Raw genomic sequence first — 16,515 nt, 5'->3', positions numbered from 1 at the left:
GCCGCCGGGGGGCGCCCCCCCCGCGCCCCCGGGGCCCCCCCCCCCCCGCGCCGCCGCGCTGTCCGGCGCGTCGTCAGCTCCCCAGCACCTTGCCGAGGTCGTACGAGACCGGCTCCTCCAACTGCGCGTAGGTGCAGCTCTCCGGCGTACGGTCCGGCCGCCAGCGGCGGAACTGCGCGGTGTGCCGGAAGCGGGTGCCCTCCATGTGGTCGTACGCGACCTCGACCACCCGCTCGGGGCGCAGCGCGATCCAGGAGAGGTCCTTGCCGCCGGTCCAGCGGCTGACCGCGCCGGGCAGCCGGCCCTCGGCGTGCGCGGCCTCGTCCGCCCAGCCGCCCCAGGGGTGCTGCGAGAGGTCGTCCATCCGCAACGGGGCCAGTTCCTCGACGAGTTCGCGCCGACGGGCCATCGGGAAGGCGGCGCAGACCCCGACGTGCTGGAGCCTGCCGTCCCCGTCGAAGATGCCGAGCAGCAGCGAACCGACCACCGGGCCGCTCTTGTGCTCGCGGTAGCCGGCCACCACGCAGTCGGCGGTGCGCTCGTGCTTGATCTTGTACATGGTCCGCTCCCCCGGCCGGTACGGCTGGTCCAGCGGCTTGGCGACCACCCCGTCCAGCCCGGCGCCCTCGTACTCGGCGAACCAGGTCCGGGCGAGGTCGAGGTCGGTGGCGGCGGGGGCGGTGAACACCGGGTCGGCGGCGTCGGCGAGCGCGGCCTCCAGGGCCTGGCGGCGCACCGACAGCGGCTCGTCCAGCAGACTCTCCTCCCCGAGGGCGAGCAGGTCGAAGGCGACGAAGGAGGCCGGGGTCCGCTCGGCGAGCAGCCTGACCCGGCTCGCGGCCGGGTGGATGCGCTCCAGCAGCTCCTCGAAGCGCAGCCGGCCGTCCCGGGCGATCACCACCTCGCCGTCCAGCACGCAGCGCGGCGGCAACTCCCGCTTGAACGCCTCGACCAGCTCGGGGAAGTACCTGGTCAGCGGCTTTCCGGTGCGACTGCCGAGCTCCACCTCGTCCCCGTCGCGGAACACGACGGAGCGGAAGCCGTCCCACTTCGCCTCGTACTGCATCCCGGGCGGGATCCTGGCCACCGACTTGGCGAGCATCGGCGCCACCGGCGGCATCACGGGCAGGTCCATGCGTCCGATCCTCGCCCGCATCGCCCCGGAGCGCGCGCCGGGCGCCCGGCGCTTAGCGTGTGGGGCATGGGCTCAGCCGTGGAACTGGAAGTCGCCGGGCGCACCGTCCGGCTGTCGAACCCGGACAAGGTGTACTACCCCGAGCGCGGCTTCACCAAGCTGGACGTCGCGCAGTACTACCTGGCCGTCGCCGACGGGGTGCTGCGCGGGCTCCGCGACCGGCCGACCACCCTGCAGCGCTTCCCGGACGGCGTGGACGGCGAGTTCTTCTACCAGAAGCGCGCCCCCAAGGGCCTGCCGGAATGGCTGCCCACCGCCCGGATCGAATTCCCCTCCGGCCGCTCCGCCGACGAGATCTGCCCCACCGAGCCGGCCGCCGTGCTGTGGGCCGCCAACCTGGGCTGCCTCACCTTCCACCCCTGGCCGGTGCGGCGCTCCGACACCGGCCACGTCGACGAGCTGCGGATCGACCTCGACCCGCAGCCCGGCACCGACTTCCACGACGCCGTCCGCGCCGCCCACGAACTGCGCGCCCTGCTGGAGGAGTACGGGCTGCGCGGCTGGCCCAAGTCCTCCGGCGGGCGCGGACTGCACGTCTACGTGCCGCTGGCGCCCGAGTGGACGTTCACCGACGGGCGGCACGCGGTGATCGCCCTCGGCCGGGTGCTGGAGCAGCGGATGCCCGGAAAGGTCACCACCGCCTGGTGGAAGGAGGAACGCGGCGAGCGGATCTTCGTCGACTACAACCAGATGGCCCGCGACCGCACCATCGCCTCCGCCTACTCGCTGCGCGCCCGCCCGCGCGCCACCGCCTCCGCCCCTCTGCGCTGGGAGGAACTGGACGACGCCGCCCCCGAGGACTTCGACCTGCGCACCCTCCCCGCCCGCTTCGCCGAACTCGGCGACCTGAACGCGGAGATGGACGGCCTGGCGTTCCGCCTGGAGCCCCTGCTGGAGCTGTACGAGAAGCAGCTGCGCGACGAGGGCCTCGGCGAACTCCCGTACCCGCCGGACCACCCCAAGGCGGCCGGCGAGCCCACCCGGGTCCAGCCGAGCCGGGCGAGGAAGAAGTAGCCGGCCGGCCCGGTCAGTCCACCGGCGGCGACCACAGCGCCCGGACCCGGTCGGCGGCCGCGTCGTACCCGAGGCCGTGCCACGTGCTCGTCCCGGCGCGGATCGGTCATCCCGCCGTCCTGCCCCGCGGGCCCGGTCGCACCGAGCGGCTCGTCGCTCCGCCGTCCGCTCATTCGCCCCGCGCGCCCGCCGGGGCCAGTTCGGCGATGATGCGGACGGCCTCGGCGATCTGCCCGTCGGTCAGGTCGCCCCGGGCGGTCAGCCGCAGCCGGGAGATGCCGTCCGGGACGGACGGCGGGCGGAAGCAGCCGACGGCGAGGCCCGCGCGGCGGCAGTCGGCGGCCCAGGCCACGGCGGCCTCGGGGCCCGGGGCGCGGACGGACACCACGGCCGCCTCGGGCTCGCAGCTGTGCAGTCCGGCGGCGGTGAGCTGCCGGGCCAGGGTGCGGGCCACCTCGCGGGCGCGCTCGGCGCGGGCCGGCTCGGCGCGCAGCAGCCGCAGGGCGGCGAGGGCGGCGCCGGCGGCGGCCGGGGCGAGACCGGTGTCGAAGATGAAGGTGCGGGCGGTCTCGGTGAGGTGGCGGATCACCCGGCGCGGGCCGAGGACGACACCGCCCTGCGAGCCGAGCGACTTGGAGAGGGTGGCGGTGGCCACGGTGTCCGGCTGCCCGGCGAGCCCGGCCGCCGCGAGCGCCCCGGTGCCGCCGGGGCCGAGCACGCCCAGCCCGTGCGCGTCGTCGACCAGCAGGGCGGCGCCGTGCGCGCGGGCGGCCTCCGACAGCGCGGGCAGCGGGGCCGCGTCGCCGTCCACCGAGAACACCGAGTCGGTGACCACCAGCGCCCGCGGCCGGGCCCGCCCGGCGAGCGCCTCGGCGACGGCCGCCGGGTCGCTGTGCGGGGCCCGGTGGACGTCGGCGCGGGAGAGCCGGCAGCCGTCGATCAGCGAGGCGTGGTTGTAGGCGTCGGAGACGATCAGGGTGTCCGGGTCGGTGAGCGCGGTCAGCGCCGCGAGGTTGGCCGTGTACCCGGAGGAGAACACCAGCGCGGCCTCCGTTCCGCAGAACTCGGCCAGCTCCTGCTCCAGTTCGGTGTGCAGCGCGGTCGTCCCGGTCACCAGCCGCGACCCCGTCGAGCCGCCGCCCCAGCGCAGTGCCGCGTCCGCGGCCGCCCGCGTGACGACGGGATGCCTGGTCAGGCCCAGGTAGTCGTTGCCCGCGAGGTCCAGCACCGGGTCGTCCGCGGCCCGGCTGCGCAGCGTCCGCGTCAGCCCGGCCTCGGCCCGCATCGCGGCCGTCTGGTCGAGCCAGTCGAAGACGTGCGCGGGAGCGGCGGCCGGGGCGGAGGCAGGGGCGGGGACGGCGGAGCGCGGCTCGGCCGCGAGCGGATGGTTCATGCCCGGCACTCTGGCATGCCGCCGCGTGTCGGGCAATGTGCGGATCGGCACAGTATGAACCGGTCAATCCAGTCGTGATTCACCATCTGTTAACCAGGTATCAATATTCAATTCACCGAAATCATGGCCGCAAAAATAGTACGATCCTTGCCGATCATTTATCCGGGGGGAAAACAATGACCGACCTCGAATTCGAGCGTCGAATGAATCCATGGCTCTTCGACGACAAGGGCAATCTCACCGAAGAGGCGAAGAAGCAGTTCCCGGACCTGGCCGGCGCCAACGCCGCACCGGTCTCGCTGAGCCCGGCGGCCGGCGGCAAGACCGTCGCCGTGAACCCCGGCGTGCTCCAGCAGGCCGCGCAGAACGCCTTCGCCCTGCGGGACGCCGTCAAGACCGAGTGCGACCAGCCCGGCGAGCACGTCAACGCCGCCGCCGGGTCCCTCAAGGGCTGGAACCTCGGCGGCGCGCTCACCGCCACCTGGGGCACCTGGACCAGCCAGTCCGGCGGGCTGCAGACCACCGTCGGCGACATCGGCACCAACCTGCAGACCACGGCCCAGAGTTACACCAGGACCGACACGGACATCCAGGCCCACTTCAACCAGGCGCAGGGCGCCGGACGCTAGCGCCGGCGCGAACGGGGGGATACAGCACGATCATGGTGACGTTCAGTCAGCTCCAGCAGGTCGACCTCGGCGGCCTCGCCTCCGCGGCCGGTGACTTCGAGAGCCTCGTCCGCAAGTGGGACCTCACCCAGCGGATGCAGAACGAGGTCATCGGCACCATCCAGCAGTCCGGCTGGCACGGCGACGCCGCCGGCCTCGCCAACGCCAAGCTCACCTGGGCCCGCGACCAGATCCACGCGGCCTTCGAGGAGGCCTCGGCCCTGGCCAAGACGCTCCGCGACGCCCACACCGAGATCACGGCGGCGAAGAACGACCTCACCACCGCGGTCCAGAACGCGACCCACGAGGGCCTCACCGTCGACGGCGAGGGCGCGGTGCACTGGCCGCCGCCCACGACCCAGGAGGACAAGAAGGACGCCGAGTACGCCAGGAGCTGGAAGGCCAAGGCCGAGACCGCCGCCAAGGCCATCGGCGACGCCATAGACCGCGCCACCGAAGCCGACCAGGACGCCTCCCGGGCCCTGGGCGACGACACCGGCAGCGACGGCACCGCGTTCAACGCCAACCCCGTCGGCGGCATCCCGGAGGAGGAGGCCAAGGCGGCCACCTACATCCTCGGCCTCGGCGACCAGGCCAGCGACGCCCAACTCAAGCACCTCCAGGACATCCTGGACCACCACAAGAGCGACCCGCGGTTCGCCACGTCCTTCTACGGCAACCAGGACCCGGCGACCTTCATGGCCAAGTACGGCGCCATGGCGCAGAGCGGGGACTACGCCAACAGCACGGCCCGCAGCGCGGCGATCAAGGGCATCCAGCAGGACCTCGGCCTCACCCTGGCCACCGCGACCGACACCAAGCAGCCGCTGCACGTCTCGGACGAGTGGGAGAAGCGGTTCCGCGCGGCCGGCGCCACGCAGATCCCCGTCCCCGCCGGCGCAAACCCGGCGCACAGCCCGTACGGCTACCAGATCATGGCCAACCTGCTGCGGAACGGGAAGTACGACGACCACTTCCTCGTCCCGGTCGCCCAGCACATCACCCAGCTCACCCAGGAGAACCCGATGCGCTGGGACGCGGCCACCAAGGCCACGTACCCGTACACCGAGCTCAAGTTCATCGGCGTGCCCGACAAGGACGGCAACATCAGGGGCATCAACCCGATGTCCGCGATCCTGGACGGACTCGGCCACAGCCCCGAGGCCGCCACCAAGTTCTTCCACGACGCACCGACCACGTTCAACCCGGACGGCACGGTCAAGAGCACCGGCGGCGAGAACACCTACCTCAAGATGCTCACCGACACCGGTCCCCGGTCGATCCTGATCGACCAGCAGTACCCGCCCCGTCCCAACCCGGGCACCGCCGACCCGTTCGACGTCACCGCGCTCGGCCACGCCCTGGAGGCGGCCACGACGGGCAAGGCGTACGACGACGCCGACGGCAGGTTCCCCCCGCACACCGCCGCGATGAACGACATCATGAATGACGTGGTGAAGACGTTCGGCACCAAGGACGGCCCGGACCTACTCAAGGGCGGCCTGTTCGCGAACCTCAACGGCAGCCTCGGGAACATGACCGCCAACTACATCGGCGACGTCCAGAACGCGCTGGAGGGAGCGGGCGCCGACTCGAACCTCCTCGGCCAGCCCGAGGTCGCGCGCCTGCTCGGCGCGCTCGGCCAGGATCCGGACGCCTACGCGTCGATCGCGGCCGCGCAGCAGGCGTACACCACAGCCCAGCTCCAGGACGTCCTGGCCCACCCCGAGTTGCACAAGGATCTCGGCATGGCGGTCGAGAACGTCGCCAACCCGGCCGGGAAGGTCAATGGTCTGATCACCAGCGCCATGATCGACGCCATCTATGAGAAGCACACCGCCAGCGACGCCGAGTTCAACGCCGCCATCGACACCAAGCGGGAGATCGCCGGTCAGGTCTGGTCGTTCGCCGGCGACGCGATCAAGGGACGAGCGCCCCTGATCGGCGAGGGCATCGACACCGCGGTCAACCAGATCATGGACAACGTCGCCAACGGCTACAAGGTGGACACCCACAACGACGCCAGCGACGAGGCCGCTACCGCGAGGGCGGCAGCCGAGCGCAAGTCGCATCAGGCGATCATCAACGCCATCCACGATGCCGGCCGCAACGCGGGCGCCGACCCGAACTACATCAACGACGTGGCCCGCCGGGCCGCCCAGGAGGAGGACACCGGCTACACCAGCGGCCGGGGCTTGTACCACGATGCCACCCACAAGGGCTGACCCCGCGTCCCACCACCTGCCACGACCGAGAGCGCTGAGAAATGGTTGACGTCGCCCACATCATCCCGCCGTCCCCGGAAGACCCGTCCCCGCGCCGATCACGGGTCCGTCCCTGGCACGCCGTCGTCGCCCTCGCGGTGGCCGCCGCCGTGGGGGGCGGGCTGTGGGCCTGGCAGCCGTGGCAGTCGGTGGAGCTGCCACAGAGCGCGTGCTGGGGGGTACTGGATGCGAACGACCTCAAGCCGCTGACGGGCCCGGACGGGAAGGCCACCGAGCCCCGGCCGTCCCGCGAGATCGCAACCCCGGCGAAGCCCGCCTCGGGGAGCCGTGACTCCCGTTGCCGCGTCATGTGGCCGGACGCGACCATCCTGCTCGACGCGGAGGTGCGACCGGCACGCGACCGGATCGACGCCGACCGGAAGAACGACGCCGGCGGCGGATCGGTCACCCCGCTCGACTTCGGCCCCGGCACGACCGGGTGGGTCACGGCCAGCAGCATCGTCCCCGGGAACGCGTCGGTCCGGCTCTACGTGCCGTGCGACTTCGACGCCCCGAGGGACGACAGCGACCAGCCCCCGCCGAAGTACTTCGGCGTGCTGGTCTCCGGGGACATCGTCCACGGCGCCTCCCTCGGCAAGGCCCATCAGGCGTATGCGGACATCGCCCTCAAGATCGGCAGAGCCGCCGCGACCGCGTACGAGTGCCGGAACACCATGACGCTGACCGCTACCGCCCCCCGCGTCGCTTCCTAGCACCCGGACAACAGGAGCTGCCTGAACCATGGTCGACGTCGCACACATCATCCCGCGCTCGCCCGACGACCCGCCGCCGCCACCGCCGTGGTGGCGGCGGCCCCGGGTGCTGCCGTGGCTGGCCGGGGGCCTCGCGGTGGCCGCCGCCGTGGGGGGCGGGCTGTGGGCCTGGCAGCCGTGGCGGTCGTTGGAGATCGCGCAGAGCGCCTGCTGGTCGGCGCTGTCACGCGATGACCTGAAGCCGCTGGCCGGGCGGTTCGGGAAGGTGTACGAGGCCGTGCCGCGGGCCCGGCTCCAGACGCCGGCCGTGCCGGACGAGCCCCGGGTCCGCAGTACCGACTGCCGGGTCGTCTGGAACGGGGACGACGGTTCCGGCGGCTTCCTCCTCGACGTCCGGGTCTACCCCGCCTGGGACGGGGTGGACGCCGACCGCGCCCGGGACACCGGGGAGCACCACGCCGTCGCCGACCTGGACTTCGGCCCCGGCGCGGTGGGGCTGGCCAGCGACGATTCGGATCACTTCGTCCGGCTCTACGTGCGCTGCGACTTCCAGGTGCCGCCCGGGGACCGCCCCGACCTGAAGGCCCCGCCGTACGTCCGCGTGGAGGCCGGGGGCGACCCGGTGGACGGCGCCTCGCCGGCCGGGGCCCGCCAGGCGTACGCCGATGCCGCGCTGAAGGTCGCCCGGGTCGCCGCCGCCGAGTACCGGTGCACCAACCAGGTGCAGCTGCCCGCCGCCGCCCCCGCCGTGCCGGAGCTGTCGAAGGGGAAGGCCGGTGGCTGAGCGCCCGCGCCGGCGTCGTGTCCTGCCGATCGCGCTCGGCGCTGCGGTGCTCGTGGCCGGGGTCGGCGGCGGGCTCTGGTACGTCAAGCCCTGGCAGGGGGTGGACGTGCCGCAGAGCGCCTGCTGGAACGCGTTCACCCATGACGACCTGGCCGCCCTGGTGGGCAAGGGACACAAGGCCGTCGCATGGCAGGACCGGAAGGCGCTCACGGACCGGGAGTACTCCCACGACGCCGCCTGCGACGTCACGTGGGAGGACGACAATCCGCTGAACCACGCGGTCGCGAAGATCTCCACCGAGAATCGTGACGAGAAGTTCCGGCAGGCCAAGACCAAGGCCGAGTCGACCGGCTGGGAGCCGATCCGCCCCGCGCCGCTGGACTTCGGCCCGGGAGCCCAGGGCTGGTTGTTCCACGAGGGCACGGTGCAGTTGCTGGTCCGCTGCGACTACCTGGACACGGACGGGCAGCCCTCCGGCCGGCCGTACCGCCTGGTCACGATCACCGGCGACCGCTGGTCCTCGGACACCCCCGTCACCGAGGTCCACCGGATCCGTATCGCCGCCGCCCTGCGCACGGCGAGGGAGCTGGTCCGCGCCCAGGGCTGCACGAACGACCCGCAGCTGGCCGCGCGGGCGCCCGCCGCGCCGTTCTGACGGCCTCCCGACCGGCCCGTCGCGGCCCCGGGCTTTGCCGGGGGTGGCGGCGAGCAGGCAAGATAGCCGGGTGACCCTCCTTGATCTGATGCCGAAGCCCGCCACCCCCGACGCGCTGTACGAGACGTTCGCAGCCTGGGCGGAGGATCGGGGGATCACCCTGTACCCGGCGCAGGAGGAGGCGTTGATCGAGCTGGTGTCGGGGAACAACGTGATCCTGGCGACGCCGACCGGGTCGGGCAAGAGCCTGGTGGCGGCGGGGGCGCACTTCGCGGCGCTGGCGGACGGGCAGCGGACGTTCTACACCGCCCCGATCAAGGCGCTGGTGTCGGAGAAGTTCTTCGACCTGGTGAAGATGTTCGGCACCGAGCAGGTCGGCATGATGACCGGCGACGCGAGCGTGAACCCGACCGCGCCGATCATCTGCTGCACCGCCGAGGTGCTGGCCCAGATCGCGCTGCGCGACGGCAGCCGGGCGGACATCGGCCAGGTGGTCATGGACGAGTTCCACTTCTACGCCGAGCCGGACCGCGGCTGGGCGTGGCAGATCCCGCTGCTGGAGCTGCCGCAGGCGCAGTTCCTGCTGATGTCCGCGACGCTCGGCGACGTCCGCCGCTTCGAGGAGGACCTGACCCGCCGCACGGGCCGTCCGACCACGGTGGTGCGCAACGCGACCCGCCCGGTGCCGCTGTTCTACGAGTACCGCCGCACCTCGATGCACGACACCCTGGAGGAGCTGCTGCAGACCGGCCAGGCGCCGGTCTACGTCGTGCACTTCACCCAGAAGGAGGCGGTGGAGCGGGCCCAGTCGCTGATGAGCATCAACATGTGCTCGAAGGCGGAGAAGGAGGCCATCGCCGATCTGATCGGCGGCTTCCGTTTCACCACCAAGTTCGGCCGCAACCTGTCCCGTTTCGTGCGTCACGGCATCGGCGTGCACCACGCGGGCATGCTGCCGAAGTACCGCCGGCTGGTCGAACGCCTCGCCCAGGCGGGCCTGTTGAAGGTCATCTGCGGCACCGACACGCTCGGCGTCGGCGTCAATGTGCCGATCCGCACGGTGCTGTTCACCGCCCTGTCCAAGTACGACGGGCAGCGCGTGCGCATCCTGCGCGCCCGCGAGTTCCACCAGATCGCCGGCCGGGCCGGCCGGGCCGGCTTCGACACCGTCGGCCAGGTGGTGGCGCAGGCGCCGGAGCACGTGATCGAGAACGACAAGGCGATCGCCAAGGCCGGGGACGACCCGAAGAAGAAGCGCAAGGTGGTCCGCAAGAAGGCGCCGGAGGGCTTCGTCGGCTGGACCGAGGAGACCTTCGAGAGGCTGATCGGCGCCGACCCGGAGCCGCTGGTCTCCCGGTTCAAGGTGAGCCACGCGATGCTGCTGTCGGTGATCGGCCGCCCGGGCAACGCCTTCGAGGCGATGCGCAAGCTGCTGACCGACAACCACGAGGACCGGGCCGCGCAGCGCCGGCACATCCGCACCACGATCGCCATCTACCGTTCGCTGCTGGAGGGCGGCGTGGTGGAGCGGCTGCCGGAGCCCGACTCCGAGGGCCGGATCGTCCGCCTCACCCTGGACCTCCAGGAGAACTTCGCGCTCAACCAGCCGCTGTCCACCTTCGCGCTGGCCGCCTTCGAGCTGCTCGACCCGACCTCGCCCTCGTACGCGATGGACGTGATCTCGGTCGTCGAGGCGACCCTCGACGACCCGCGCCAGATCCTCGCCGCCCAGCAGAACAAGGCGCGCGGCGAGGCCGTCGGCGAGATGAAGCGGGACGGCATCGAGTACGAGGAGCGGATGGAGCGGCTCCAGGAGATCACGTACCCGAAGCCGCTGGAGGAGCTGCTCACCCACGCCTACGAGGTGTACCGCCGGGCGCACCCGTGGATCGGCGACCACCAGTTGCAGCCGAAGTCGGTGGTCCGCGACCTGTACGAGCGGGCGATGACCTTCTCGGACTACGTCGGCTTCTACGAGCTGGCCCGCACCGAGGGCATCGTGCTGCGCTACCTGGCCGGCGCGTTCAAGGCGCTGGAGCAGACCGTCCCCGAGGACGTGAAGACCGACGACCTCAAGGACGTCATCGCCTGGCTCGGCGAGCTGGTCCGCCAGGTCGACTCCAGCCTGCTGGACGAGTGGGAGCAGCTGGCCAACCCGACCGAGCCGCAGTCCGCCGAGGTGCGGCTGGACGACAAGCCGGCGCCGGTCACCGCCAACGCCCGCGCCTTCCGCGTCCTGGTGCGCAACGAGATGTTCCGCCGGGTCGAGCTGTGCGCGCTGGAGCACTACGAGGAGCTCGCCGAGCTGGACGGCGAGTACGGCTGGGACGCGGACCGCTGGGCGGACGCCATGGACGGGTACTGGGAGGAGTACGACGACCTCGGCACCGGCCCGGACGCGCGCGGCCCCAAGATGCTGATCATCGAGGAGGAGGACTCCTCCTGGCGGGTCCGGCAGATCTTCGACGACCCGGAGGGCGACCACGACTGGGGCATCAGCGCCGAGGTCGACCTGTACGGCTCGGACGAGGAGGGCCGGGCGGTGCTGCGGGTGACCGCGGTGGACCGGCTCGGCGGCTGAGCCTGATCCCGGTCCGGTCACGGGTCCGGTCACGGGCCCGGTCACGGGCCCGGTCCTGACGATGACGAATCCCCCCGGAGGCCGCGGCTTCCGGGGGGATTCGTCATCGGGCCGCTGTCAGGCCGCCGTCATCGGGCCGCCGTCGGACCGTCACGGGCCGCCGTCAGGCCGCCGTCAGGCCGCCGCCGTCACATCCAGGCGAACGGCGAGCCCGCCGCGTAGGAGAGCGCGCGGGTGGCCTCGTCCAGGGTCTGTTCGCTGCTGGGCGCCGTGCCGGTGGCCCCCGGGAGCGGCGTGGCCGGCGCCCCGGTGCCGCCGGGGGTGGTGGCCGCCGGCCGGCCGTCGCCCGAGCGCGAGCTGGTGACGGTCACGTAGTGCCCGACCGCCTCGATCCGCGGCTCGCCGCCGGTCCGGGCGCCGCCGGGCGGCTGGGCGGGGGCGGTGGTGGTGTCGGCGAGGATGAAGGCGACCGCGCCGGGCTTGGCCCGCAGGGCGTCGGCGGCCCTGGCGGCGGAGGGCTGGTCGGGGAAGCGCAGCAGGGTGACGCTGCTGAGCACCGGGCGGTCCTGGCCGCTGAAGCTGACGGTCAGGTAGCTCTGGCAGCCGGTGTCCTTGAGCGGGTCCTGGGCGCGGTCCTGGAGCACTTCGGCGCAGTTCTCGCCCTGCCGGACGCCGTTGCGCCGCGCCTTGAAGGCACCGACCTCGACGGGCCGCTGGGCGGGGAAGAGGTTGTCGACGTTGAGGGCCTCGGGGTCGGTGCGCGGCGGCGGGGCGCCGACCACCTTCGGCGTCGCGGTCGCGTCCTTGCTGGACGGGCCGAGCCCGGGTATGTAGTCGCCGGGCATCGGGCGGGTGATGATCCATCCCCCGGCCGCGACCACCCCGACGACGACGATCCACCCGGCCGTTCGACGGACCGTCAGCCGACGGCCCCGCCTGCGGTCCGTCCCCCCATCGGTGTCGGCGTCGCCGCCGATCCGCTGCTCTGCCCGGCCTTCCCGGCCTTCTCCCGGAGTCGGGGTGCGCTCCCCCTGCGTGGTCATGGCGCAGATTCTAAGCACCCCGGGGGTGGCGTGGATCACGGGGTCGGGGGTTGTGGATCATCGTCCGCCGCAGGCCTCGGCCACCGGCCCGGCGCCACCCTCGCCGCCCGTTCACCACTCGCTCCCTACCCGCCGGTAACCTCTGGCCCGACCTCGCGTCAAGCGCGTGACCAGCGGCGGAGCCGTGACCTTCGACACTGTGGCAATCGGCACATCCTCACACCGATCTTCTGGCGGGTTTGCTCTGGCGCCGCTCGATCACCACCAGGCAGGATCGGCCCCATGGATCTGCTCGATACCCTCACCGCCAAGGGCCTGCGCGGCGAAGTCCCGACCCGCGAGGAGGCCCTGGCCGTCCTCGCCACCACCGACGACGAGCTGCTCGACGTGGTCGCCGCGGCCGGCAAGGTGCGCCGCCGCTGGTTCGGCCGCCGGGTCAAGCTCAACTACCTGGTGAACCTGAAGAGCGGGCTCTGCCCGGAGGACTGCTCGTACTGTTCGCAGCGGCTCGGGTCCAAGGCCGAGATCCTCAAGTACACCTGGCTCAAGCCCGACCAGGCCGCCGACGCGGCCCGCGCCGGGGTGGCCGGCGGCGCCAAGCGGGTCTGCCTGGTCGCCAGCGGCCGCGGTCCGACGGACCGCGACATCGACCGGGTCACCGACACCATGGCCGCCATCAAGGACGCCGACCCGGAGGTCGAGATCTGCGTCTGCCTCGGCCTGCTCTCCGACAACCAGGCGGAGCGGCTCAAGGCGGCGGGCGCCGACGCCTACAACCACAACCTCAACACCTCCGAGGGCACCTACGGGACCATCACCAAGACCCACACCTACGCGGACCGGGTGGACACCGTGCAGAAGGCCCACGGCGCGGGCCTGTCCGCCTGCTCCGGCCTGATCGCCGGCATGGGCGAGAGCGACGAGGACCTGGTCGACGTCGTCTTCGCCCTGCGCGACCTGGGCTCGGACTCCGTCCCGGTCAACTTCCTCATCCCGTTCGAGGGCACCCCGCTCGCCAAGGAGTGGAACCTCACCCCGCAGCGCTGCCTGCGCATCCTGGCGATGGTCCGCTTCGTCAACCCGGACACCGAGGTGCGGATCGCCGGCGGGCGCGAGGTGCACCTGCGCTCGATGCAGCCCCTCGGCCTGCACATCGCCAACTCCATCTTCCTCGGCGACTACCTGACCAGCGAGGGCCAGGCCGGGCAGACCGACCTCGACATGATCAAGGACGCCGGCTTCGAGGTCGAGGGCGCCGGCGAGGCCACCCTGCCGCGCCACCGCGCGGACGTCGCCGAGGCAGACCGGGCGGGCGGCGGCTGCGGCACCGCGGCCTCGGCCTGCGGCAGCGGCGGCGGCTGCGGGCCCTGCGGCGGGCACGCCCACACCTCGGACGCCTCCGCCCCGGAGACCGTCCCCTCGGAGACCGTCTCCCCGGCGGCCGTCGCCGGATCCGGCGCCGAGGACGAGCTCCGCAGCGACCTCGTCAAGGTCCGCCGCCGCGGCGCCGGCACCGAACTCGCGCCCAACGCCTGACAGTTCCGACCCTCCGGAGAACGCACCATGCTCCAGCCGTCCGCGGCCGACCTGCTCGCCCTCGACCGCGCCCATGTGTGGCACCCGTACGGGCCGATGCCCGGGACCGTCACCCCGTACGTGGTCGAGTCCGCCTCCGGGGTGCGGCTGCGCCTGGCCGAGCCGGTCGCGGGCGGGCGGCGCGAGCTGGTCGACGGGATGTCGTCCTGGTGGGCGGCGATCCACGGCTACCGGCACCCGGTGCTGGACGAGGCGGTGCGCGAGCAGCTGGGGCGGATGAGCCATGTGATGTTCGGCGGGCTCACCCACGAGCCCGCCGTCCGGCTGGCCGCCAGGCTGGTGGAGATCACTCCGGAGCCGCTGCGGCACGTCTTCCTCGCCGACTCGGGCTCGGTGGCCGTCGAGGTCGCGATGAAGATGTGCCTCCAGTACTGGCAGTCCATCGGGCGGCCGGCCAAGCGCCGGCTGCTCACCTGGCGCGGCGGCTACCACGGGGACACCTTCCACCCGATGTCGGTGTGCGACCCGGACGGCGGGATGCACCACCTGTGGGGCGGGGTGCTGCCCGGCCAGCTGTTCGCCCCGGAGCCGCCGGCCGGGTTCGACGCTCCGCTCGACCCCGAATACGCCGCTCGGTTCGAGGAATTGATGGCGCGTCATGCCGACGAGCTGGCCGCCGTCATCGTCGAACCGGTGGTCCAGGGCGCGGGCGGGATGCGCTTCCACTCCCCCGCCTACCTGCGGATGCTGCGCGAACTGTGCGACCGCTACGGGGTGTTGCTGGTCTTCGACGAGATCGCCACCGGCTTCGGGCGCAGCGGCGCCCTGTTCGCCGCCGACCACGCGGGCGTCTCGCCGGACGTGATGTGCCTGGGCAAGGCGCTGACCGGCGGCTACCTGACGCTGGCCGCCGCCCTGTGCACCGGCGAGGTCGCGGACGGGATCAGCCGCGGCGACGTGCCGGTGCTCGCGCACGGGCCCACGTTCATGGGCAACCCGCTGGCCTGCGCGGTCGCCAACGCCTCGCTGGAGCTGCTGCTCGGGCAGGACTGGTCGACGGAGGTCAAGCGGATCGGGACCGGGCTGACCGAGGGTCTCGCGGCGGCAGCGGACGTCCCCGGCGTACTCGACGTACGGGTCCAAGGGGCCATCGGCGTCGTGCAGTTGGACCACCCGGTGGACGTCCCGGCGGCCACCGAGGCGGCAGCGCGCGAAGGCGTTTGGCTGCGGCCCTTCCGGGACCTGATCTACACGATGCCCCCCTATGTGACGGAGGACGAGGACGTGGCACGGATCGCTGCCGCCGTGACCGCCGCGGCGGTGAAGGGATGAGCGCGCGCATCCTCTTCGTGACGGGGACCAACACGGACGTCGGCAAGACCGTTGCCACGGCCGCCGTCGCCTCGGCGGCGCTGCGGGCCGGGCTGAAGGTCGCCGTGCTCAAGCCCGGGCAGACCGGCGTGACGGCCGAGGAGCCCGGCGACGCAGCCGAAGTCCGGCGCCTGGCGGGCGAGCTGACGATCCGTGAGCTGGTGCGCTACCCCGAGCCACTGGCGCCCGACACCGCCGCCCGACGGGCCGGGATGCCGTACCTCTCCCCCACCGAGGTGGTGTCCGAGGTCGCCGAGCTGGCTTCCACACACGACCTGGTCCTGGTGGAAGGCGCGGGCGGGCTGCTGGTCCGCTACGACGACGAGGGCCGCACGCTCGCCGACCAGGCCCGGGCGGTGCTCGACGCCGGGCTTCCGGCCGAGGTCCTGCTGATCGCCTCCGCCGGGCTCGGGACGCTCAACATCGTCTCCCTCACCGCGGAGGCCCTGGCGGCCCGGGGCCTGCCGCTCGCGGGTGTGCTCGTCGGCTCCTGGCCCGCCGAGCCCGGCCTCGCCGAGCGCTGCAACCTGGCCGACCTGCCCCGCTCCGCCGGCACCCCACTGCTCGGCGCCCTGCCGGAACGAGCGGGCGGGGTCGAGGACTTCGCCACCCTGGCGTACGCCTCGCTGGCCCCTGAGCTGGGCGGCAGCTGGGACGCCGAGCACTTCGCGCACGCCCACCGGCCCGAATCGGCCCCGCTTCGCTCGAAGGGGTGATCCCGGCTTCCGCCCCTGTCGGAAGCCGGGACGGCTCAATACCGTTCTTTCCATGACAGACGGGCTCACCGCAGACGAGGCCCTGCGGGCCTTGGCCGCCCTGGAGGCGGCGTGGAAGGACGACGACGAGGCGCTGTTCGCCCTGGCGGCGGGCGGCACCGGTGAACGGCCGCTGCCGGCACTGGTCGCCGCGTACGGCGAGCACGCCATGGACACCCTGATGGCGCTCGCCTTCGGGCTGCGCGCCACCATGAGCGACGAGGAGATCGCCGAGATCTCCGACGCCGTCAGCTCCAACATCGGCGCCCGGATGAGCGCCCTGCTGACCCAGACCCTGAAGGCCTGGGGCACCCTCGCCCCGGCGGAGGACCTCTCGGTGACGAAGATCATCGCCCACACCGTGATCGACGCGATGCGGGCCGTCACCGAGGACCCCAGCAAGACCGAGGTGCTGCCGCTGCTGGCCACCTTCCGCAGCTACGCCCTCAACGGCACCTGAGGGGACGGGAATTCACGAGTCGGGGGGGGGGGTGGGGTTTGGGGAAGGCCCGCCAGGGAAGTTGGGGCCCCACAAACACCCGG

The 16,515-nt window shown here is 72.7% G+C and carries 14 protein-coding genes; 11 read left to right on the top strand and 3 right to left on the bottom strand.

The genetic code is table 11. From position 1 onward, the window contains the following. Window positions 1–73: 73 nt before the first annotated feature. Window positions 74–1,135: an ATP-dependent DNA ligase gene (locus ACFVHV_RS10765; protein WP_380350642.1), complete on the bottom strand. Its 1,062-nt coding sequence runs from the start codon at window positions 1,133–1,135 to the stop codon at window positions 74–76. A 66-nt stretch (window positions 1,136–1,201) separates the two neighbouring features. On the opposite strand from ACFVHV_RS10765, the gene ligD reads away from it, so the two are divergent. After that, window positions 1,202–2,209 carry a non-homologous end-joining DNA ligase gene (gene ligD / locus ACFVHV_RS10760; protein WP_359913322.1) on the top strand — a complete coding sequence of 336 codons (1,008 nt, stop codon included), beginning with the start codon at window positions 1,202–1,204 and terminating at the stop codon, window positions 2,207–2,209. 169 nt (window positions 2,210–2,378) lie between these two features. On the opposite strand, the gene ACFVHV_RS10755 is transcribed toward ligD, so the two are convergent. Next, window positions 2,379–3,602 carry an 8-amino-7-oxononanoate synthase gene (locus ACFVHV_RS10755; protein WP_380350639.1) on the bottom strand — a complete coding sequence of 408 codons (1,224 nt, stop codon included), beginning with the start codon at window positions 3,600–3,602 and terminating at the stop codon, window positions 2,379–2,381. Window positions 3,603–3,778: 176 nt separating this feature from the next. On the opposite strand from ACFVHV_RS10755, the gene ACFVHV_RS10750 reads away from it, so the two are divergent. From ACFVHV_RS10750 to ACFVHV_RS10725, 6 genes are all read left to right on the top strand, one after another. Further along, window positions 3,779–4,231 (top strand): hypothetical protein, encoded by a 453-nt coding sequence (locus tag ACFVHV_RS10750; protein ID WP_359913327.1) that lies wholly within the window; start codon window positions 3,779–3,781, stop codon window positions 4,229–4,231. 32 nt (window positions 4,232–4,263) lie between these two features. Then, complete coding sequence (locus ACFVHV_RS10745; protein ID WP_359913329.1) at window positions 4,264–6,495, top strand: hypothetical protein; 2,232 nt, start codon at window positions 4,264–4,266, stop codon at window positions 6,493–6,495. Window positions 6,496–6,536: 41 nt separating this feature from the next. Further along, window positions 6,537–7,247 carry a hypothetical protein gene (locus ACFVHV_RS10740; protein WP_380350637.1) on the top strand — a complete coding sequence of 237 codons (711 nt, stop codon included), beginning with the start codon at window positions 6,537–6,539 and terminating at the stop codon, window positions 7,245–7,247. 28 nt (window positions 7,248–7,275) lie between these two features. Continuing rightward, window positions 7,276–8,031 carry a hypothetical protein gene (locus tag ACFVHV_RS10735; protein WP_359913335.1) on the top strand — a complete coding sequence of 252 codons (756 nt, stop codon included), beginning with the start codon at window positions 7,276–7,278 and terminating at the stop codon, window positions 8,029–8,031. Continuing rightward, a complete protein-coding gene (locus ACFVHV_RS10730; protein ID WP_380350635.1) occupies window positions 8,024–8,686 on the top strand; it encodes a hypothetical protein in 663 nt (220 codons plus the stop codon). Before ACFVHV_RS10735 ends, ACFVHV_RS10730 begins: the two co-directional genes overlap by 8 nt. 88 nt (window positions 8,687–8,774) lie before the next feature. Further along, the gene (locus tag ACFVHV_RS10725; RefSeq protein WP_380350683.1) at window positions 8,775–11,267 is read left to right on the top strand and encodes a DEAD/DEAH box helicase; all 2,493 of its coding nucleotides are present in this window, start codon (window positions 8,775–8,777) and stop codon (window positions 11,265–11,267) included. Window positions 11,268–11,455: 188 nt separating this feature from the next. Here the strand turns inward: ACFVHV_RS10725 and ACFVHV_RS10720 are convergent, their stop codons facing one another. After that, window positions 11,456–12,310, bottom strand: coding sequence for a hypothetical protein (locus ACFVHV_RS10720; RefSeq protein ID WP_359913343.1), 855 nt, complete (start codon window positions 12,308–12,310; stop codon window positions 11,456–11,458). Between the two features lie 282 nt (window positions 12,311–12,592). On the opposite strand from ACFVHV_RS10720, the gene bioB reads away from it, so the two are divergent. From bioB to ACFVHV_RS10700, 4 genes are read left to right on the top strand one after another with little or no spacing between them, the layout of a single operon-like run. Beyond that, window positions 12,593–13,846, top strand: a complete 1,254-nt coding sequence (bioB, locus tag ACFVHV_RS10715) for a biotin synthase BioB (RefSeq protein ID WP_380350633.1) — start codon at window positions 12,593–12,595, stop codon at window positions 13,844–13,846. Window positions 13,847–13,873: 27 nt separating this feature from the next. Next, complete coding sequence (locus ACFVHV_RS10710; protein WP_380350631.1) at window positions 13,874–15,178, top strand: adenosylmethionine--8-amino-7-oxononanoate transaminase; 1,305 nt, start codon at window positions 13,874–13,876, stop codon at window positions 15,176–15,178. Beyond that, entirely contained in the window at window positions 15,175–15,933 is a 759-nt protein-coding gene (bioD, locus tag ACFVHV_RS10705; RefSeq protein WP_380350630.1) for a dethiobiotin synthase, read from the top strand. The genes ACFVHV_RS10710 and bioD overlap by 4 nt, the downstream gene beginning before the upstream one ends. 52 nt (window positions 15,934–15,985) lie before the next feature. After that, window positions 15,986–16,432 (top strand): hypothetical protein, encoded by a 447-nt coding sequence (locus ACFVHV_RS10700; RefSeq protein ID WP_359913369.1) that lies wholly within the window; start codon window positions 15,986–15,988, stop codon window positions 16,430–16,432. Window positions 16,433–16,515 lie beyond the last annotated feature (83 nt).

The organism is Kitasatospora sp. NPDC127116, from assembly GCF_042677365.1.
GTDB classification, from domain to species: domain Bacteria; phylum Actinomycetota; class Actinomycetes; order Streptomycetales; family Streptomycetaceae; genus Kitasatospora; species Kitasatospora lactacystinica.
The sequence above is the reverse complement of the archived record's forward strand: the minus strand, read 5'-3'. Positions and strand labels throughout refer to the sequence as shown.